The 19603-nt window shown below is 75.2% G+C and carries 19 protein-coding genes; 8 read left to right on the top strand and 11 right to left on the bottom strand.

The features are described from left to right. The first annotated feature begins 25 nt into the window (after nucleotides 1–25). Nucleotides 26–688 (top strand): hypothetical protein, encoded by a 663-nt coding sequence (locus PED38_RS05260; RefSeq protein ID WP_270980194.1) that lies wholly within the window; start codon nucleotides 26–28, stop codon nucleotides 686–688. Between the two features lie 20 nt (nucleotides 689–708). Then, the gene (locus tag PED38_RS05255) at nucleotides 709–1296 is read left to right on the top strand and encodes a 4'-phosphopantetheinyl transferase family protein (protein WP_270980193.1); all 588 of its coding nucleotides are present in this window, start codon (nucleotides 709–711) and stop codon (nucleotides 1294–1296) included. A gap of 27 nt (nucleotides 1297–1323) precedes the next feature. Here the strand turns inward: PED38_RS05255 and PED38_RS05250 are convergent, their stop codons facing one another. From PED38_RS05250 to PED38_RS05235, 4 genes are all read right to left on the bottom strand, one after another. Beyond that, nucleotides 1324–2484, bottom strand: coding sequence for an ATP-binding protein (locus tag PED38_RS05250; RefSeq protein WP_063072387.1), 1161 nt, complete (start codon nucleotides 2482–2484; stop codon nucleotides 1324–1326). Nucleotides 2485–2598: 114 nt separating this feature from the next. Beyond that, on the bottom strand, nucleotides 2599–3912 hold the full coding sequence (locus PED38_RS05245; protein WP_063072386.1) for a M1 family metallopeptidase: 1314 nt from the start codon (nucleotides 3910–3912) through the stop codon (nucleotides 2599–2601). Then, nucleotides 3909–8111, bottom strand: coding sequence for a Pls/PosA family non-ribosomal peptide synthetase (locus tag PED38_RS05240; RefSeq protein WP_270980190.1), 4203 nt, complete (start codon nucleotides 8109–8111; stop codon nucleotides 3909–3911). Before PED38_RS05240 ends, PED38_RS05245 begins: the two co-directional genes overlap by 4 nt. A 103-nt stretch (nucleotides 8112–8214) precedes the next feature. After that, a complete protein-coding gene (locus PED38_RS05235; RefSeq protein WP_063072384.1) occupies nucleotides 8215–8583 on the bottom strand; it encodes a GntR family transcriptional regulator in 369 nt (122 codons plus the stop codon). A gap of 121 nt (nucleotides 8584–8704) precedes the next feature. On the opposite strand from PED38_RS05235, the gene PED38_RS05230 reads away from it, so the two are divergent. Both PED38_RS05230 and PED38_RS05225 read left to right on the top strand, forming a co-directional pair. Beyond that, the gene (locus PED38_RS05230; RefSeq protein WP_270980188.1) at nucleotides 8705–9076 is read left to right on the top strand and encodes a hypothetical protein; all 372 of its coding nucleotides are present in this window, start codon (nucleotides 8705–8707) and stop codon (nucleotides 9074–9076) included. A gap of 79 nt (nucleotides 9077–9155) precedes the next feature. After that, nucleotides 9156–9542: a hypothetical protein gene (locus PED38_RS05225; protein ID WP_270980187.1), complete on the top strand. Its 387-nt coding sequence runs from the start codon at nucleotides 9156–9158 to the stop codon at nucleotides 9540–9542. An 8-nt stretch (nucleotides 9543–9550) separates the two neighbouring features. On the opposite strand, the gene PED38_RS05220 is transcribed toward PED38_RS05225, so the two are convergent. Continuing rightward, nucleotides 9551–9988 (bottom strand): Lrp/AsnC family transcriptional regulator, encoded by a 438-nt coding sequence (locus tag PED38_RS05220; protein ID WP_011931848.1) that lies wholly within the window; start codon nucleotides 9986–9988, stop codon nucleotides 9551–9553. A 183-nt stretch (nucleotides 9989–10171) separates the two neighbouring features. On the opposite strand from PED38_RS05220, the gene ddaH reads away from it, so the two are divergent. From ddaH to PED38_RS05200, 4 genes are all read left to right on the top strand, one after another. Further along, on the top strand, nucleotides 10172–11014 hold the full coding sequence (ddaH, locus tag PED38_RS05215) for a dimethylargininase (RefSeq protein ID WP_063072381.1): 843 nt from the start codon (nucleotides 10172–10174) through the stop codon (nucleotides 11012–11014). A gap of 20 nt (nucleotides 11015–11034) precedes the next feature. Continuing rightward, nucleotides 11035–12279 carry an ornithine--oxo-acid transaminase gene (gene rocD, locus PED38_RS05210; protein ID WP_270980181.1) on the top strand — a complete coding sequence of 415 codons (1245 nt, stop codon included), beginning with the start codon at nucleotides 11035–11037 and terminating at the stop codon, nucleotides 12277–12279. Between the two features lie 159 nt (nucleotides 12280–12438). Beyond that, complete coding sequence (locus PED38_RS05205) at nucleotides 12439–12909, top strand: hypothetical protein (RefSeq protein ID WP_063072380.1); 471 nt, start codon at nucleotides 12439–12441, stop codon at nucleotides 12907–12909. Between the two features lie 202 nt (nucleotides 12910–13111). Continuing rightward, complete coding sequence (locus PED38_RS05200) at nucleotides 13112–13531, top strand: hypothetical protein (RefSeq protein ID WP_270980179.1); 420 nt, start codon at nucleotides 13112–13114, stop codon at nucleotides 13529–13531. A 21-nt stretch (nucleotides 13532–13552) separates the two neighbouring features. Here the strand turns inward: PED38_RS05200 and PED38_RS05195 are convergent, their stop codons facing one another. The 6 genes from PED38_RS05195 to PED38_RS05170 form a co-directional block, all read right to left on the bottom strand. Next, nucleotides 13553–14554, bottom strand: coding sequence for an EamA family transporter (locus PED38_RS05195; RefSeq protein WP_270980178.1), 1002 nt, complete (start codon nucleotides 14552–14554; stop codon nucleotides 13553–13555). A 65-nt stretch (nucleotides 14555–14619) separates the two neighbouring features. Beyond that, a complete protein-coding gene (locus tag PED38_RS05190; protein WP_270980176.1) occupies nucleotides 14620–15459 on the bottom strand; it encodes an MBL fold metallo-hydrolase in 840 nt (279 codons plus the stop codon). After that, nucleotides 15456–16655: an ABC transporter ATP-binding protein gene (locus tag PED38_RS05185; RefSeq protein ID WP_270980174.1), complete on the bottom strand. Its 1200-nt coding sequence runs from the start codon at nucleotides 16653–16655 to the stop codon at nucleotides 15456–15458. Before PED38_RS05185 ends, PED38_RS05190 begins: the two co-directional genes overlap by 4 nt. Then, a complete protein-coding gene (locus tag PED38_RS05180; RefSeq protein ID WP_270980172.1) occupies nucleotides 16652–17449 on the bottom strand; it encodes an ABC transporter permease in 798 nt (265 codons plus the stop codon). Before PED38_RS05180 ends, PED38_RS05185 begins: the two co-directional genes overlap by 4 nt. Then, complete coding sequence (locus PED38_RS05175) at nucleotides 17446–18438, bottom strand: ABC transporter permease (RefSeq protein WP_270980171.1); 993 nt, start codon at nucleotides 18436–18438, stop codon at nucleotides 17446–17448. Before PED38_RS05175 ends, PED38_RS05180 begins: the two co-directional genes overlap by 4 nt. A 3-nt stretch (nucleotides 18439–18441) precedes the next feature. After that, a complete protein-coding gene (locus PED38_RS05170; protein ID WP_270980169.1) occupies nucleotides 18442–19506 on the bottom strand; it encodes an extracellular solute-binding protein in 1065 nt (354 codons plus the stop codon). Between the last annotated feature and the right edge of the window lie 97 nt (nucleotides 19507–19603).

The following is a 19603-nucleotide window of genomic DNA, read 5'->3' as shown; positions in this document are numbered from 1 at the left end:
CGCCCGGATCCGCGACCCTGGACGGATGCAGCGCTCCGAGACCGTCGACCGCGCCCGGACGCTGTGGGACGACGGCCGGCGGCGCGAGGCGATCGTCGAGCTCCGCACCCGCGTGCGGCGGGAACCGGGAGACGCGGTCGCGCGCCTGCTGCTGGCGTCCTGGTACCGCGAGGTCCGCGCCCCGGACCAGGCCGCCCGCTGGGGCATCGCGTTCCCCGGGTGGACCACCGCGCGCGAGCGCGAGCTGCTGGCGCGCCTCATCGCGTCCTCCGGCGTGCGCGACGAGCACCTCGGCCGCTTCCTCGCGCTGCCCGCGGGTGAGCGGCCCGCCGAGCTCGCCGAGGTCATGACGATCGTCGGCGGCCTCCGCGCCCCCGACGGCTGGCGCGGCGCGAAGCCGCTGCGGCCGCGGGACCTGCGGAGCCGGATCGCGCACGCCGTCCACGCGCTCGGCTGGGTGCTGCTCGCGGGAGCCCTGATGATGTCCGGCCTCGTGGCGCTGGCCGGCGAGGACGCCACATCCCCCGCGCGCGGCGGCGTCGCCCTGGGGCTCCTCCTGCTCGCCGTGGCCGCGGTCGTGGAGGGCACGCGGGCCCGCCGCGGCTGGTGGTGGGTCGGCCCGTCGGCCGTGATCTCCGCGGTCGCCCTGGTGGCGGCCGCCGTGGCGCTCGCCCGCATGGCGCTCTGAGCGCCGCCTAGGGTCGTCACGTGACCCCCGCTCCCGCCGCCGTGCACGTGTCGGTGGTGCCGGTCGACGCATCCGCCGATCGCGCCGCCCGCACCGCCGCCGGGCGCGACGCGCTGCGGGCGCTCGCCGCGGAGATCGTGGGCGCGGATCCCGCCGCCGTCACCGTCCGCGCCCGCTGCGCGACCTGCGGCGGACCGCACGGACGGCCGGTGCTCGGCGGATCCCGCGCGCTCGACGGCCTGCACGCCAGCGTCGCGCACGCGGGCGACGCCGTGGTCGTCGCGGTCAGCGCCGACGGCCCGATCGGGATCGACGCCGAGCCGCGCGGTCGCGCGACGCCGCCCGGGATGACGCTCGGGCGATGGGTGCGGATCGAGGCGGTGCTGAAGGCCGACGGCCGCGGGCTCCGCGTCGAGCCGGAGCGCGTGCGGTTCGCCGACGACGCGGACGACGCGCGCGGCCTGCTCGCCTGGATCGACGGCGAGCCCGCGCGCTACCGCCTCATGGAGGTCGCGCTCGCGCCCGACCTCGTGGTCGCCATCGCCCGCCGTGTGCGGCGCGCCGGTGAGGAGTCGCTCAGGGTCGAGATCCGCGCGCTCGACCGCTGAACGGGACGCGGCAGGGGAGACGCGGGTTCACTCGTTCTCCGCCTGGTCCAGCACGAACTCCGTGAACCCCGGCACGGTGAACGACAGGTGCCCGTGCTTGTTCGCGTCGAGGAGCCCCTTGTCCAGCAGCTTCTGGCGGGCGACCGAGATGGCTCGAGTGGTAGTCGCCAGGGCATCGGCGAGGTCGGCGCGCTTCACGTCCGTTCCGCCCAGCCGCGCGACCGCGACGAGCATGTCCTGCTGGCTTGGGCTGGCCGACCTCCAGCGTGCGGTGAAGAGCGTCTCCATCTCCGCATCGACGGACGGCAGCGCGGCCACGACATCGTCGAGCGCGATGGCGTCATCCGGTCGCAAGCCCTCTCGGGCGAGTCGCCTGCAGGCCGCCCTCCAAGACGCATCGCCGATCAGCTGGACCTTGTAGGGATAGCCGCTCGATTCCGATACGGCCCGATCGAGGGCCGCTACGTCCCAGGCGACGGCGACGGTCGCAGCCGTGGCCTGGAGCGCCTCCCGCGCGCCGGCGTCGGACAGGCCGTGCAGGGGCTGGAAGCTGAAGCGCTCGCTGAACGTCACCGCCTTGTTGATCTTCGTCGGGGCGCCGGGCAGCCCGACGGCGAAGAGCGCGGTCCGCGGCTGCCCGGGTTCGAAGGCGCGAAGCGGGGCCATCTCCTGCCATGCGTAGGCGAGCGTGCGCAGGCTCTCGGGGTCCGCCTCCTGGATCTCGTCGATGAGCAGTGCGATCCCCGCGTCCCCGTCATGGATCACCGCGTCGATCGCGGCGCGGATCGCCTGCTGGATCTGCTTCGCCGACGCGGCCGTCGGCGTGCGCTCCGGGGTCAGCGAGACGCCGACCTGCACGATGCCGGGCGCCCCCAATGTGACCGTCGCCGAGTCGATCGCCTCGAGTGCGGCCTTCCGCAGACGCGTGCCGGTTCCCACCACCTGCCGGAGCTCACCGAGCAGGGATCGCACCAGATCCTCGTCGGGATCCGCCGTGATCAGCACGGTCCGGATGCGGTACCCGCCGAAGATGCGTTGCGCCTCCCGGAGCAACGACGTCTTGCCGATCCCACGGGGTCCGTGGTCGACGTGCACTCGGGGGATGAACAGCCCGTCGGATGCCATGCGCTGGGCGGCCTCGCGGAACTGCTGCAGCTTGTCCGCTCGGCCGGGGAGGCTCGTCGGCACGGATCCCGGCGTGTAGGGGCTCAGCGACTCGCTCGGATGACGTCTATCGTTGTTATACATCGACCCGAAGTATAACGACGATGGCACAGACCCCGAGGTGTCGCCAGCGGCCCCTCAGCGCCGCCCGACCTTCGGCAGCTGCGGCAACGGCACGTCCGCGAGCCACGCCCGCAGGAGCGCGCCCGCGTCCCCGGCCGCGCCGACGAGGTCGGCGGTGGTGCGCGGGGCCGTCCACGCCGGATCCGTCCAGCGGAGCAGCAGCGCGCGCCACGCGGCGTCGCCGAGCGTCAGCCGGAGCGCGTGCACCGCGAGGGCGCCGCGCTTGTAGACGACGTCGTCGAACATCGCCTCCGGGCCGGGGTCGCCGATGCCGACCTGCGTGCCGTAGCGGTCGAGGCGCGCGTGGTGCTGGCGGGCGAGCTGATCCGCGGTCGGCCCGCCGGACTCCTCCGACCACAGCCACTCGGCGTAGCAGGCGAAGCCCTCGTTGAGCCAGATGTGCTGCCACGACGCGAGGCCCACCGAGTTGCCGAACCACTGGTGCGCGAGCTCGTGCGCGACGAGCCGCTCGGATCCGCCGGTGCCGTCGGCGTGGTTGGAGCCGAGCACGGCCATCGCCTGCGCCTCGAGCGGGATCTCCAGCTCGTCGTCCGTCACCACGACGCGGTACTCGCCGAAGGGGTAGGGCCCGAACAGCGTCTCGAAGAACGCCATCATGCGCGGCACGAGCGCGAGGTCCTGCAGCACGCGCGCCTCGCGCGGCTTCGGGTACGCGAAGACCGCCTCGGTGGATCCGGCGGGCACGCGCCGCTCCGCGTACCGGCCGATCTGCACGGTCGCCAAGTACGGCGCGGTGGGCGCGTCCTGCTCGTACGTCCAGGTGGCGCGGCCCGAGCGCTCGAGCCGGGAGACGAGCCGGCCGCTCGCGACCACCGTGTAGTCGACCTCGCACGCGACGCGGATCCGGAACGCGGCCCGCACGTCCGGCCGGTCGTTGCAGGGGAACCACGTCGACGCGCCGCTCGGCTGCGACGCGACGAGCACGCCGTCGCCGAGCTCCTCCCAGCCGAGCTCGCCCCAGACGGTACGGCGGGGGCCGGGCTCGCCGGAGTAGGCGACGTCGACCGTGAAGGACGCGCCCGCGGGGATCGGCGCGGCCGGGGTGACCACGAGGCGCCCGCCCCGCTGCACGTGCCGGGTCTCGCGCCGGCCGTCGACGCGCACGGCGCCCACGCGGAGGCCCGTGAGGTCGAGCTCGAACCGGGGGAGGGTCTCGCGGGCCGTGGCGGTGATCACGGCCCGGGCCTTCAGCCGGTTGCGGGCCACGCGGTAGTCGAGGTCGAGGTCGTAGCGCTCCACGGAGTACGCGGTGGAGCCGACCTCGGGGGTGTAGCCGTCGCCGGCCTCGGGACCCGCGGCGGTCCTCACCGGGGACCGGCGGTCGCGGGAGCGGCGGGTTCGGCGGAGGCCGGGGCGGCGTCGCCGGCGGCGGGCGCGGCCTCGGCGGGCAGGTACCGACCCGTCTTCACCTCGCGCCACGGGCCGATCGGGTTGCCGCTCCAGCGGCTCGCCTCGGGCACGAGCTCCCCGCGCATCACGAGGCTCGCGGGGCCCACGGTGGCCTGCGGGCCGATGCGCGCGGCGGGCAGGATGACGCTGTGCGGCCCGAGGGTCGCACCGGCGTCGAGGGTGACGGTGTCCATGCTCATGATCCGATCATGGAACAGATGCGTCTGCACGACACAGCCGCGGTTGATCGTGGACGCGTCGCCGAGGGTCACGAGGTCGGCCTCGGGCAGCCAGTGCGAGTCGCACCACACCCCGGATCCGATGCGCGCGCCGAGGCTCCGCAGCCACCACACGAGCGCGGGCGTGCCGGCGGCCGAGGACGCGAACCAGGGCGCGGCCACCATCTCGGTGAACACGTCCGACACCTCGCTGCGCCACACGAACGACGACCACAGCGGGTGCTCCTCCGCGCGGATGCGGCCGATGAGGATCCACTTGGCGGCCGTCGAGATGCCCGCCGCCACCGCGCCCGCCACGAGCAGAACGACGCCCCCGAGCAGGAACGCGACGAGCGGCCCCCACGCCTCCGTGATCGCGGCGAGCGTCACGAGCACGGCCAGGCCGATCGCGCAGGTCACGAGCACGGGCACGACGCGCAGCAGCTCCCAGAGGATGCGCGCCACGCGCAGCCGGGTCGGCGGCCGGAACGTGCGCGAGTCGTCGGCGGCGGCGACCGTGCGCCGGAGCCGGACGGGCGGGGAGCCGAGCCACGAGGATCCGGCCTTCGACTTGGTCGGCGCCGCCGAGAGCACGGCGACGAGGCCGTCCTTCGGCACCTTGTGGCCGGGCCCCGCCATGCCGGAGTTGCCGAGGAACGCGCGCTGGCCGATCTCGGCGCGGGCGACGCGCATCCACCCGCCGCCGAGCTCGTAGCCGGCCACGAGCGTGTCGTCGGCGAGGAAGGCGCCGTCGCGGATCGTCGTCATCGCGGGGATGAGGAGCACGGTCGACGCCTCGACGTCCTTGCCCACGCGCGCGCCGAGGAGGCGGAGCCAGACCGGCGTGAAGAGGCCCGCGTAGAGCGGGAAGAGCACGGTGCGCGCGAGGTCGAGGAGGCGCTCGGTGGTCCAGAGCTGCCAGCCGACGCGGCTGCGCACGGCGTGGATGCCCTCCGTGACGCCGAGGCCGAGGAGGCGCACGGATCCCACCACGAGCAGCGCGAGCACGAGCCCGGTCACGAGCACGGCGGGCACGAGCGCGCCGAGGCCGCGCCACCACGTGTCGCCGAGGTCGGCGGATCCGCGGATGGCGGCCGCGAGGATCCCGCCGCCCGCGACGAACGCCACCACCGGCACGAGCGCGGTCGCGACCGAGGCGGCGCCGTACGCCGCGACCCAGCGCGTGTTCCGCGGCGGCCGGTGGTCGGGCCACCAGACGCGCGCCTTGCCCTCGCGCGCGGCGGGGGATCCGGCCCAGCGCTGGCCCGACGGCACGCGCCCGAAGACGGCGGATCCCGGCGCGATCTCCGCGCCCTTGCCGATGCGCGTGCCCGGCAGCAGCGTCGAGCGCGTGCCGACGGTGGATCCCGCGCCGATGCGGACCGCGCCGATGCGCACGGTGTCGCCGTCGATCCAGTACCCGGAGAGGTCGACCTCGGGCTCGACGGAGGCGCCGCGGCCGATGCGCAGCATGCCCGTGACGGGCGGCAGCGTGTGCAGGTCGACGTCGTCGGCGATGCGCGCGCCGAGCGCGCGGGCGTAGTAGGTGATCCACGGCGCGCCCGCGAGCCCGACCGCGCCGATCTGCTGGGCGATCTGCTCGGCCAGCCAGAGCCGCAGGTGCCACTTCCCGCCGCGCGGGTGGTCGCCGGGCGTCAGGCCGCGGAGCAGCAGGCGCGCGGAGGCGGCGGAGATCGCCATGCGGCCGAACGGCGTCGCGAAGAGGAGGAGGCCGGGGATCAGCAGCCACCACGACACGTCCGGCAGCGCGTCGAAGCCGCCGAGCGGGCGCAGCAGCGCGGAGCCCGTGAGCAGGAGCGCGAGCCAGCGGAGGCTCTGCAGGGCGAGGAGGGGCGCGCCGAGGAGGGTCTGGATCCACTGCGTGCGGCGCGGCGTCGGCCGCACGTCCACCTGCCGTCCGGTGCGCACGGCCCGCGGCGCGCGTCCGGCCATGGCCGCGTGCATGGCGCCGAGGCGCGGGTGGGCGTAGACGTCGGCGACCGTGAACTCGGGGTCGATCGACCGGATCCGGGCCACGAGCTGCGCCGCCGACAGGGATCCGCCGCCGAGGTCGAAGAAGTTCGCGTCGGCGCTCGCGACGGGCGTGCCCAGCGCGGCGGACCACATCTCGGCGAGCGGGCGCAGCTCGGCGTCGAGGTCGGCGCCCTCGTCGCCCGCGGCGCCGGGCAGCGGCCAGGGGAGCGCGGCCCGGTCGACCTTGCCGGAGGTGCGCGTGGGCAGCGACTCGACCACGCCGATGAGCGGCACGAGCGCCGCCGGCAGCGCGACGCGGAGGCGCTGCACGGCGTCCTCGCGCGAGAAGGTCGCGGGATCCCGCGGCACGAGGTAGCCGACGAGCACCTGGTTCCCCGCGCCCGTGGTCTGCACGGCGACGGCCGCGCCCTGCACGTCGTCGAGGCCCTGCAGCGCCGCCTCGATCTCGCCCAGCTCGATGCGCCGACCGCCGACCTTCACCTGGTCGTCGGCGCGACCCTGGAACACGAGGCCCTCCGCCTCGAAGCGCACGAGGTCGCCCGAGCGGTAGGCGCGGTCCCAGCCGAGCGCGGGGAACGGGGCGTACTTCTCGGCGTCCTTGGCGGGATCGAGGTACCGCGCGAGCCCGACGCCCCCGATGATCAGCTCGCCCACGCCGCCCTCGGGCACGCGGGTGCCGTCGGCGTCGACGACCGCGAGGGTCCAGCCGTCGAGCGGCAGGCCGATGCGCACGGGACCGGGGCCGCCGAGCGGCGCGGCGCACGCGACGACGGTCGCCTCCGTGGGGCCGTAGGTGTTCCAGACCTCGCGCCCGTCGGTCGCGAGGCGCTGGCCGAGCTCCGGCGGGCAGGCCTCGCCGCCGAAGATGAGCAGCCGCACGTTCTCGAGCGACTCCGCGGGCCATAGCGCCGCGAGCGTCGGCACGGTGGACACGATGGTCACGCCGTGCGTCGTGAGCCACGGCCCGAGGTCCATGCCGCTGCGGACGAGGCTGCGCGGCGCCGGCACGAGGCACGCGCCGTGCCGCCAGGCGAGCCACATCTCCTCGCACGACGCGTCGAACGCGACCGAGAGGCCGGCGAGCACGCGGTCGCCGGGGCCGATCGGCTCGTCCTGGAGGAAGAGACGCGCCTCGGCGTCGACGAAGGCCGCGGCCGAGCGGTGCGAGACCGCGACGCCCTTGGGGGTGCCGGTGGACCCGGAGGTGAAGATGATCCACGCGTCGTCCTCGGGCGCGGGCGGCGCGACCAGCGGCAGCGCGGAGGTGGAGGCGTGCGCGGCGGCGGCGGGGAGGATGCGGAGCGCGGCGGCCGTGACCCGGGCGGCGGCGTCGGCGTTGTCGTCGTCGGCGTTGTCGTCGGCGTCCGCGTCCCCAGCTCGCGGCGTGAACTCGCCCGTGCCCGTCACGACGCCCGCGACGCGCGCCTCGCCGAACACCAGACGCGCGCGCTCCTCGGGGTCGTCCGCGTCGACCGGCACGTAGGCGGCGCCGGCCGCGAGCACGCCGAGCACGGTGACGTAGAGGTCGCGGGATCCGGACGGCATGCGGATCCCGACCCGGTCGCCCTTCTCCACGCCCGCCTCCCGCAGCGATGCGGCGACCTGCACGACGCGCGCCATGAGCTCGCGGTAGCTGAGCGCGCCGTCGCCGTCCTCGATGGCGGACGCGTCGGGGTGCGCGGCGACGGTCGCGCGGAGCACGTCGACGAGCGTGCGCGGGGGAGTGACGGCGTCGGCCCCGTCGAGGACGCGCTGCGCGCGGGAGGCTGACGCGGCGGCGGCATCGGCGTCGGTCTCGGTCCCGGGTCCGGTGGTCGCCTCGGAGGGAGCGGGAGCGGGAGCCGGTGCGCTCACGGCCTGCGCGTCGTCGTGCGGCGTCGCCGCCTCCGGGGAGGACTCGGGCATGTGATCTCCGATCGGGACGGGCGGCGTGCGTACTGTCGGGCCTCCGGGTGAACGGGAGGTGGAATCGCGGCGACCCCGGGGCTCCGGAGCCCGCGGCGGCGGATCAGCCGGCCGCGAGCGCCTCGTCCACCAGCCGTCGCGCGTCGGCGTCGGAGGCGTCGAGCCGCCGGGCGAGCTGCGCGTACGCGGCGGCGGATGCCCGGAGCGCCTGTGGCACGTCGTCCCGCGCGGCGACGAACGACCCGGCGCGCCCGCGCGTCTCGATCACGCCGTCGGCCTCGAGCTCCTTGTAGGCCCGCGCGACCGTGTTGACGGCGACGCCCGCCTGCTCGGCGAGCGCCCGCACGGTCGGCAGCCGCGCGCCAGCCGGCAGCTCGCCGTCGACGGCCCGGCGCGCGACCTCGGCGCGGAGCTGCTCGAAGGGAGGGGTCGCGGAGCCCGGGTCGATGCGGTAGCCGGGCGCGGGATCCATGCGCCGAGGCTAGCGAGCCGCGGGCCGCCGCCGGGCGCGACATGCACGGCGGCATGCGCGGGGCCGCCATGCGCGAGAGGATGGGAGAGCGGCACGCCCGGCCGCCGACAGGAGGTCCCCCATGTCCGAGCTCGAGCTGATCACCATGTGGTCGCGCGCCCGCAAGCAGATGATCACGAGCCAGCTCGGCCCCATCTTCCTGCTCACCGCCACCGTGTTCCTGCTGCGCACCGGCCTCGCCGACGCCGACCTCAGCACGCGCCTCGCCGCCGCCCTGATCCTGCTCGCCACCGGCGCCCTCGGCGCGGCCGTGCAGTTCTCCGTCAACTCGCAGGCCATCGCGATCGCCCGCGACCTCCGCGAGTCCGGCGCCACCTCGCACGCGGCGCGCACGGTCATCGCCGCCGAGGGCCTCACGAACCTGATCCGCTACGCGATCCCGGCGCTCTTCGTCGTCATCTACGTCGTGATCCTGGTGGCGCTGTTCGCCTGACCCGGCGGGCTGTGATCGCGGGCGTGATCGTGCTGTCACTCAGCGTGTGTTCCACTCGCTCAGCGGATAGCATGTCCCCATGTCGATCACCACGCCCGGGCTGGGCGCCTACGAGACGGCCATCCGCGCGTCTGATGCCGAGCTGGTCGCCGGCCTCCGCGAGGTCCTCGGCGCCAAGCTCGTCGCCTACCTCGGCTCCGTGCAGGAGACGCGCGCCGTCCGGCAGTGGGCGGAGGGGGAGCGCGTCCCGTCCGCGGTGATCATGAACCGGTTGCGCCTGGCCTTCCACGTCGCGGGGATCCTGGTGGAGCGAGAGCATCCCCGGGTGGTGCAGGCCTGGTTCACGGGCCTCAACCCGCAGCTCGACGATGCCTCGCCCGCACGTCTCATCCGGGAGTCCCCGGACCTCGACGAGGCGGGCGCCCGGATCCTGGCGTCGGCCCGGTCCTTCGTGGCGAACGCCTGAGGCGGGACCTACTCCAGCGTCCGGTTCACCAGCCGCGACAGCACGATCGCGCTGCGCGTGTGGTCGACGTTGGGGGCGAGGCGCACCTTCTCGAGCGCGTCCTCGAGGCTCGGGATGTCGCGGGAGCGGATGCGCACGATGGCGTCGGCGTCGCCCGTGACGGTGCCCGCGTCGACGACCTCGGGGACGCCCTGCAGGATCCGGCGCAGCTCGTCGGGCGCGACCGTGCCGCGGCAGAACAGCTCCACGTAGGCCTCGGTGCTGAGGCCGTCGACCGCGGGGTCGACCTGGATCGTGAAGCCGCGGATCACGCCGTCGGCCACCAGCCGGTCGACCCGGCGCTTCACCGCGCTGGCCGAGAGCCCGACCGTGCCGCCGATGTCGCCGTACCCGGCGCGTCCGTTCTGGCGGAGGAGGTCGATGATCCGGTGGTCGAGGTTGTCCATGCTCCGAGCCTATGGCGGGATCCTGCGTGGGACGGGGGTCGGACGCGCGGAATCCGCGCGGCACCCTCTCGAACGGGCGTGATGCGCCTGCCAGGCTGACGGGAAGGCGTCCCCTCGGGGCTCTGGGACATCGTCCGCCTCCACGACCGCGCCGCGAGGCGCGCCGCACGAAGCAGGAGCACCATGCCCTCCACCCTCTCCCGGCCCGCGGACACCGCATCCGGCCGCACCCCTGTCGCGAAGCGCGTGCTGATGTGCCGGCCCGACCACTTCGACGTGGTCTACAAGATCAACCCCTGGATGGACCCGGCCGTCCCGACCGACACCTCGCTCGCGGTGCGCCAGTGGCAGACCCTGCACGACGCGTACGTGGGCCTCGGCATCCAGGTCGAGCTGATCGACGGCATCGCGGGCCTGCCGGACATGGTCTACGCGGCCAACGGCGGCTTCACGCTCGACGGCATCGCGTACGGCGCCGCGTTCCAGTTTCCCGAGCGCCAGCCCGAGGGCCCCGCGTACATGGACTGGTTCCGCGAGGCGGGCTTCGACGTGCGCGTGCCCGAGCAGGTCAATGAGGGTGAGGGCGACATCCTCCTCGTCGGCGACACGATCCTCGCGGGCACCGGCTTCCGCAGCGACAGCACCAGCCACGCCGAGGTGGCCCGGATCTTCGACCGCGAGGTCGTGACCCTCCGCCTCGTGAACCCGTCGTTCTACCACCTGGACACCGCGATCGCGGTGCTCGACGACAGCAACATCGCCTACCTGCCGAGCGCCTTCGACGCCGCGAGCCTCGACGAGCTCGAGCGCCGCTACCCGGACGCGATCGAGGTCAGCGAGCAGGACGCGTCGATCCTCGGCCTCAACTCCTACAGCGACGGCCTCCACGTCGTGATCGCCGAGAAGGCCGTGGGCTTCGAGGCGTCGCTGCGCGAGCGCGGCTACGAGCCCATCGGCGTCGACCTGTCCGAGCTGCTGCTCGGCGGCGGCGGCGTGAAGTGCTGCACGCTCGAGCTGCGGCAGTGACGATCAGGACGGACGAGGACATGACCGACACCATCGACCGCCCCGCCGCCTCCGAGGCCGGCGCCCTGGCCATCCACGCCGAGGAGGCCCACGCCGCGCACAACTACCACCCGCTGCCCGTCGTGGTCGCGTCCGGCCAGGGCGCGTGGGTCACCGACCTCGACGGCCGGCGCCTGCTCGACTGCCTCGCGGCCTACTCGGCCGTGAACTTCGGGCACTCGCACCCGGAGCTCGTGCGGGTCGCGACCGAGCAGCTCGGGCGGATCACGCTCACGAGCCGCGCGTTCCACAACGACAGGCTCGGCCCGTTCGTGACCGCGCTCGCCGAGCTCGCGGGCAAGGACATGGTCCTGCCGATGAACACGGGCGCCGAGGCCGTGGAGTCCGGGATCAAGGTCGCGCGCGCCTGGGGCTACCGGGTGAAGGGCGTGGCCGCGGGCCGCGCGAAGATCATCGTGATGGCCGGCAACTTCCACGGCCGCACCACCACCATCGTGAGCTTCAGCGACGACGAGGAGGCGCGCGCCGACTTCGGGCCGTTCACGCCCGGGTTCGTGACCGTGCCGTACGGCGACGCCGCGGCGCTCGAGGCCGCGATCGACGGGGACACGGTCGCCGTGCTCGTCGAGCCGATCCAGGGCGAGGCCGGCATCGTCGTGCCGCCCGCGGGGTACCTCGCCGACGTGCGGCGGATCTGCACGCGCGAGCGGGTGCTGATGATCGCCGACGAGATCCAGTCGGGCCTCGGCCGCACGGGCGCGACCTTCGAGTGCGACAACGCCGGGGTGGTGCCCGACCTGTACCTCCTCGGCAAGGCGCTCGGCGGCGGCATCGTGCCCGTCTCCGCGGTCGTCGGCGACGCGGACGTGCTGGGCGTCATCCAGCCGGGGCAGCACGGATCCACGTTCGGCGGCAACCCGCTGGCCGCGGCGGTCGGCCACGCGGTGGTCGACATGCTCGCGACCGGCGAGCCGCAGGAGCGCGCGCGTCGGCTCGGCGGCGTGCTGCACGCGCGGCTGGCGGATCTCGTGGGCCACGGCGTGCTCGAGGTGCGCGGTCGCGGGCTGTGGGCCGGCATCGACATCGACCCGGATCTCGCCACGGGCCGCGCGGTCTGCGAGCGGCTCGCCGAGCGCGGCGTGCTCGCCAAGGACACGCACGGCTCCACGATCCGGCTCGCGCCGCCCATCGTGGTGGAGGAGGAGGACCTCGTCTGGGCCGTGGAGCAGCTCGCCGACGTGCTGACGGAGCTCGGGGCGCGCTGATCCGTCGCCCACTCGTCGCGCCCGTCCGCCCGTGAGGGCGGGCGGGCGTCGTCGTCCCGCGCGGCGGTGGGGAGAGCCGGCACCCCGCCGGGGGGCCGGCCGGTACGGTGCAGCCGCCGGCGCGTACGCGTCGGACCCCCTCCTCTCAGAAGGCCGACCATGATGCCGACCGCTCCCTCCTCCCCGTCCGTCCGCGCCCCGCGCCGCCGCATGCGGATGCTCGCCTGCGCGCTGGCCCTCGCGGGCGCCGTCAGCGTCCTCCCGTTCGCCGCGCAGTCCGCGAGCGCCCAGCCGGAAGCGGGCCCGCACTCGGGGCCCTGGAACGGGGTCGACGTCTACATCACGCACAGCAAGCTGTTCGGGATGGCGGTCCGCACCTTCTCCAACGGGCACCAGTACTGCGTCGAGCTGTCCCCGGGGTGGAACGCCGTCCCCATCGAGGCGCCGGTCGCGGGCCGGTCGGGCGCCGAGCTGGCGCCCTCGAAGTCCTGCACCGACTTCGGCGGCACGAACACCTACATCATCCACGTCCGAGCCGGCGAGCGCTGGCACGTCACGAACGACAGCCCCCGCTGCGTGCCGTTCCACGGCGGCCCCGCAGGGCAGTGCACCCCGTACCGGCGCTCGTAGACGGCGAGCCCGATCTCGCGCTCGGCCGCTCGCCGCGGCCGGGCGCGACGGGCGGTGGGGAGAGTGAGCGCGTACGCGGGGCGGCCGCGGATACGGTGCATCGGCCGGTGCGCACGCACCGGATCCCACCCCTTTCCAGAAAGCTCACCACCATGCCCACCGCTCCCTCCTCCCTGTCCCTCCGCGCCCCCCCCGCCGCGGCATGCGGCTGTTCGCCTGCGCGCTGGCCCTCGCGGGCGTCGTCAGCGTCCTGCCCCTCGCCGCCCAGTCGGCGAGCGCCTCCCCGGAAGCGGGCCCGCACACGGCGCCGTGGAACGGCGTCGACGTCTACGTATCGGGAGGCCAGCTCCACGGGATGAACGTGCGGACCTTCTCGAACGGGCACGTGTACTGCGTCCCGCTGTCCGCGGGATGGAACGCCGTCCCCGTCGAGGCGCCGGCCGCGGGCCGGTACGGGGCACAGCTCAATGCCTCGCGGTCCTGCAGCGACATCGGCGGACTGAACACCTACCGGGTCAACGTCCGACCGGGCGAGCACTGGCACGTCACGAACGACTCCCCGCGCTGCGTCACCTACCGTGGTGGCCCGGCCGGGCAGTGCACCCCCTTCGGGCACAGCTAGGAGTCGAGGTCGGCCCCGCCCTCAGGAGGGCGGCCGAGCGGCCGGCGGGCGCGTCGCGATGGCGACGCCCGCCGCGCCGCACACCACCACGATCGCGCCGAGCTGCACCGGCGTGAGCGTCTCGTGCAGCACGATCACGCCGAGGATCGCCGCGACCACCGGGCTGAGGCTCGTGAGCACGGCGAACAGGCGCGGGGTGATGCGGCGGAGGATCACGGTGTCGAGCGAGTAGGGCACCGCGGACGAGAGCAGGCCGATCGCCACGAGCAGGCCGAGGATCCGCCCGTCGAGCGCCGCGACGTCGAGCGTGAGGAGCGCCCACGGCACCAGCACGACGAGGCTCACGACGCTGGCGACCGCGATCCCCTGGAAGCCCGGCAGCCGCTCCGCCACCCGCCGTGTGAAGACGATGTAGGCGGCCCAGGTCACGGCCGCCGTCGCGCCGCAGACCAGGCCGAACGCGTCGATCCGCCCCTCGAGCCCGGTGAGCACGACGACGCCCGCGGCCGCGACGAGCGCGCACGCCGCGTCGAGCAGGCGGCGCGAGGCGAGCAGCGCGATGGACAGCGGCCCGAGGAACTCGATGGTCGCCGCGATGCCGAGGCCCAGGCGGTCGACGGCGGCGTAGTACGACAGGTTCATCAGCGAGAGCGAGAGGCCGAGCAGCACGGCCGGCACGAGCTGCGCGCGCGTCATGCGGTGGATCCGCGGCCGCGCGACCGGCAGCACGAGCGCCGCCATCATCACCTGCCGGGCGGCGACGACGAGCACGGGGCCGACCGCGGGGATCGCGAGGCCGGCGAGCGACGACCCGAGGCTGACGCTCACGATGGTGCCGACCTGGAGCGCGGCGCCCGCGGCGGTGTCCCGGGGGCTCGGGGCGTGCCCTGCGCTCGCCGCGTCCGTCTCGTCCGTCGCGTCCGCCACGTCGGCGACCGCGGCCTCGACGCCGGCCGGGGTGGTGCCGGGCGCGGATCCCGGGTGCGCGCCCGCGGCGTCGGCGGCGTCCCCGGTGCTGGTCACCTCGCGAGCGTACCGATGCGGGGACGGGCGGTCGCGCTACTCGGGTCCGTCTCCCGCCCCGCCGGTCAGCGGTCAGCGGCCCGCTCCCGCGCCGGGGTCCGCCGCTCGAGCGGGAACCGCGCGCCCGGGCGGGCGAGCAGCGTGGACACCGGGGTGCCGGCCGCTCCCGCGGCGTCCGCGAGGATCCGCGGGGCGAGGGTCTGGTCCGCGATGTGGCTGACGAGCAGCGTGCCGACCCGGGATCCCGCGGCGACGCGGCCCGCGCCCTGCCCGGTGAGGTGCCCGTGGCCCTCGAGCTCCTGCGGCGTGGCCGAGAGGTAGGTCGCCTCGCAGACGAACAGGTCCGCCTCGTGCGCGGCGGCGCGGAGGCCGGGGCAGTCGGACGTGTCGCTCGAGAAGGCGATCGTCGCGCCGGTATCCGCGTCCTCGAAGCGCAGCGACGCGCTCGGCACCGCGTGGTGCGCGGCGAAGGCGGTGAGGCGGAGGCCCGGCGCGACCTCGAACGGGGTCGGCGTCGCGAGGTCGAGCCCGCGCACGTCGAAGGCCTGCGCGAGGGGGGCCTGCAGCGTCGGCACGGTCGGGATCCCGATGAGCTCGTCGAAGGACTCCACGTAGTCGAGGCTCTCGGCGGGCAGGTGGAGGGGCACGCGGCTCTCGCGCGGCCGCGGGAACTGCAGGCGGAACGCGAGGGCGCCGAGGTCCAGCGCGTGGTCGGCGTGCCGGTGCGTGACGACCACGGCGACCAGGTCGTCGAGGGCGCCGCGCTCGGCCAGCTCGCGCACGATGCCGGGGCCGCAGTCCACGAGCACCGAGCCGTGCGGGCCGCGGAGCAGGTAGCCGCTGGCGGCGGATCCGGCGACGGGCGCGGTGGCCGCGACGCCCAGGATGTCGAGGGTCCAGGTCATGCGCGTCGTCCTCTCGTGCGGGCGCGGTCGCGGCGTCGCGCGTCCGGGCCGGGGGTCGGGGGTGCCGCGTCCGGGGAGGCGGCGGGGGAGGCGTGCACGGTCGTGCCCGGTGCGTCGAGGCGCAGGTGCACGGCGTGGCCCGGCAGGCGCGGGGTGGCGCTCGAGACCGTGAGCTCGGTGCCGTCGACCGCGCTGGATCCGTCGCCCACGAGCCGCAGCCGGAGCGACCAGCTGGATCCGCGCGGCTCGACGTCGACGACCACGGCGGCGCGGGATCCGTCGACCGGCCGCTCGTGCAGGCTCGCGCCGTCGACCGGCCGGACCACCGCGAAGCACGCGCCGTCGACCGGGGCCGCGCCGTCCGCGAGGAACGGCGCGAGCGGCATGCGCCAGCCCTCGGCGACGACGAGCTCGCCGTCGGCCGCCATGGCGGGCAGGGCCGCGGCGCCCGCGACGAACTCCGCCACGAACGGATCCAGGGGCCTGCTCCACACCCCGTCGACGGAGTCGCGCTGGACGAGGCGCCCGTCGCGCATCACCGCGACCTCGTCGGCCAGCGCGAGCGCCTCGGCCTGGTCGTGCGTGACGATGATGGTGCAGCAGTCCGCCTCGGCGAGCAGGCGCCGGAGGTCGCGGCGCATGCCGTCGCGCAGCTGCGGGTCGAGCGCGGAGAGCGGCTCGTCGAGCAGGAGCACGCGGGGACGGATCGCGAGGGCGCGGGCGAGCGCGACCCGCTGGCGCTGCCCGCCGGAGAGCTGGGCGGGGGAGCGGTCGGCGTACGCGGTCATGCGGGTGAGCTCGAGCGCGTGGTCCACCCGCTCGTCGCGCTCGGCGCGCGGCACCCTCTGCGCGCGGAGGCCGTACGCCACGTTGTCGCGCACGCTCAGGTGCGGGAACAGCGCGTACGACTGCGGCACGTAGCCGATGCGGCGCCGCTCGGCGCGGAGGCGGGTGGCGTCCTCGCCGTCGAGGTGGAGGGATCCGCTCGACGGCGTGAGGAGGCCCGCGATGAGGCGCAGCAGCGTGGACTTCCCGCAGCCGCTGGGGCCGATGAGCGCGAGCACGCGGCCCGGCGCGACCTCGAGGCTCACGTCGGCGACCGCCTGGGTGGATCCGTAGCGGTGCCCGATCCCCTCCAGCCGCAGCGCGGGGACGGCGGCGGTCGCGGGGACGGCTGGGGCGTCGATGACGGTCATGCGTTCTCCTTCCGGGAGAGGGCGTTGCGCGCCAGCAGGGCGGCGGCGACGGCGGCGGGCACGAGGGCCACGCCGAAGAGCAGGGATCCCGCGGCGCCGAGCTCGAGCCGCTGGGTGGTGAAGGCGGAGTAGAGCGCGAACGGCGCGGTCTGGTTGGCGGGCGGCACCACGAAGAAGCTGAGGTTGAACTCGCCGATGGACAGCGCCGCGGCCATGAGCAGCGCGGCCGCGAGCGGGAGGCGGATCGCCGGCAGCGTGATCGTGACGAGCCGCCGCACGGGTCCCGCGCCGAGGGTCGCGGCCACGCGCTCCGCCTCGACGAGCTCCACCGCCGCGAGCGACGGCACGAGCCCGGCCACCAGGAACGGCAGCGCGATGAGGAGCTGACCCACCACGAGGAGGGTGCCGCTGGAGCGGAGCGCGGGATCCGACGCCGCGAGGGCGAGGCCGAGCGCGACGCCCGGCACCGCGAGCGGGAGCATCGTGATCTGCCGCACGGCCGACCCGCCCGGCACCAGCCGGCGGGCGAGCGCGTGGCAGAGCGGCAGCACGACGACGAGCGCGAGCACCAGCACGACCGCGGTCACGGCGAGCGTCGGGCCGACGCGCGGGCGCAGCAGCTCCCACGCCATCGCGTACCAGTCCGCGGTGATCCCGCCGACGAGCGGCCCGCGGGAGGCGTCGGGCGACACGGAGACGGCGAGGGTGCCGAGGATCGGGACGAGCACGAACGCGACGCACAGCGCGAGGGCGGCGGGGCCGACGCGGTCGCGGTGCCCGGGCCGGCCGCTCATCGGATGCCCCGGCCGGCGGCGAGGGGCGCCGCGGCGGGGTCCGGGGCAGCAGCGGCCGCGGGTGCGGCGTGCGCGGGCGGCACGGCGTCCGGCGCGACCGATGCGACCAGCGCATCCGACGCCCCGCCCGAGCGGGCCCCCCGCCCGTCGACGATCCGCGCCCCGACCGCGCACAGCACGAGCGACAGCACCGCGAGCAGCGCGAGCACCACGGAGAGCGCGGCCGCGAGGCCCTGGTCGCCCTGGTTGTAGAGGGCGTCGGCCACATCCAGCGGCAGCACGCGGATCCCCTCGGACAGCGTCGCGGCCGTCCCGTACGCCCCGAGCGAGGTCGCCATGCAGACGCCGGCCGCCGCGAGCAGCGGGCCGCGCAGCAGCGGCATTGTCACCGACCACGCGACGCGGGCGGGGAACGCGCCGAGCGACGCGGCGACGGCGGTGAGCTCGGGGTCGAGCCCGGACGCGGCGCCGCGCAGCGTGCCGATCACGCGCGGGATGCAGAAGTAGACGTACGCCGCCGCGAGCCCGCCGGCCGTGTAGGCCCAGCGCCCGCCGGGATCGCCCGTGACGGCCTCGATCGCCTGCGAGAGCAGCCCGTTGCGGCCGAGCATGACGATCACGAAGAAGCCGATGACGATGCCCGGGAACGCGAGCGGGAAGACGAGCACGGCGTCCACCAGCGCGGACGTGCGCGGCCCGGAGCGGGCGAGCGTGATGGCGGCGGGCGTGCAGATGGCGAGCGTCACGAGCGTGACGCCCGCGGACAGCAGTACCGTGGTGACGAGGGAGGCGCGGAGCCGGTCGTCGGCCACGAGCGCCGCGTAGTTGTCGAGCGTGAGCCCGCCCTCGCGCACGCCGAGGACCGTGCGGTGCAGCGAGTCGATCACGAGACCCGCGAGGGGCCGCAGCAGGAACCAGACGAGGAGCGCGAGGGCGGGGAGGGCGACGACGAGGCCGCCCCAGCCGACCCGGAGGGGGCGCGTGGGCACGGTCTAGCGGACCTCGGCCTGGTAGCGCGTGACGAAGGCCGCCTGCGCGTCGGCGAGGGCGGCGTAGTCGACGACCTGGGCGCGCGCGAAGTCCTCCGCGCTCTCGACCTTGTCGGCGATCTCCGCGGGAACCTCGCCCGAGATCGGGCGCACGTAGCCGCCCGCGAGCGTCGACTGGCCCTCCGCGGAGAGCAGGTAGTCGAGCCACTCCTTCCCGAGCTCCGGGTGCGGGGCGTCCTTCACGAGCGCCGCGACGTAGGGCACCTGGAGGGAGCCCTCGGCGGGGATCACGACGTCGAGCGGGGCGCCGTCGTTGTACTTCGCCGCGTAGCCGTTGAAGTCGGCGTCGATGAGGATCGGGATCTCGCCCTGCACGACCTTGGCCGTGGCGGTCTGCGCGGGCGTGACCGCGCCGTTCGCCTTGAGCTGCTTCAGGTAGTCGATGCCGGGGCCGAAGTCGTCGATCGTCCCGCCCATCGCGAGGTTCACGGCGGCGGCGACCGAGTAGCCGACGGCGGCCTGCGACGGATCGAGGTAGCCGGTCATCCCCTTGTACTCGGGCTTCAGCAGATCCGCCCAGCTGGTGGGGCAGGGGAGGCCGTGGAGCGCCTCGGTGTTGCAGATGAAGGCGATGGCGCCCGTGTGCACGGCGAACCAGCGGCCCTCGGGGTCCTTGAGGCCGTCGGGGATCGCGTCGAAGCCGGCCGGCTCGTAGGGCTCGGTGACGCCGGCCGCGACGGCCTTCGGCCCGAAGGCTATGCCGAGGTAGACGGCGTCGGCCTGGGGTGCGGCCTGCTCGGCGACGAGCGCGGCGAGCGCCTGGCCGGAGTTCTTGGTGTCGCTGGGCGCGGCGACCGACTGCTCGGAGCCGAACTGCGTGAGCAGCGCGCCGAAGTTCGCGAAGGAGGTGGGGGAGTTGTAGGTGATGAGCGTGCCGGCCGAGGTGTCGCCGGAGCCCGCCGCGGCGGTGGATCCGGTGCCGGTGCTGGCCGAGGTGCAGCCGGCCAGGGTGAGCGCGGCGACGGCGGCGATGGCCGTGGCGGCGACGCGGGTGCGGAGCAGGGACATGCGGGTGGGCCTTTCGTCGGGGATGACTAAAACGTTAAAGTCGAGGAGCGGCCCGCTCCGGTCCGCCACGTGAACGCCGCCTTAACGCCGGCGGTCG

This window comes from Clavibacter sp. CT19 (genome assembly GCF_027858075.1).
Classification (GTDB): Bacteria; Actinomycetota; Actinomycetes; order Actinomycetales; family Microbacteriaceae; genus Clavibacter; species Clavibacter tessellarius_A.
This window is presented reverse-complemented; position numbering and strand designations above follow the sequence as displayed.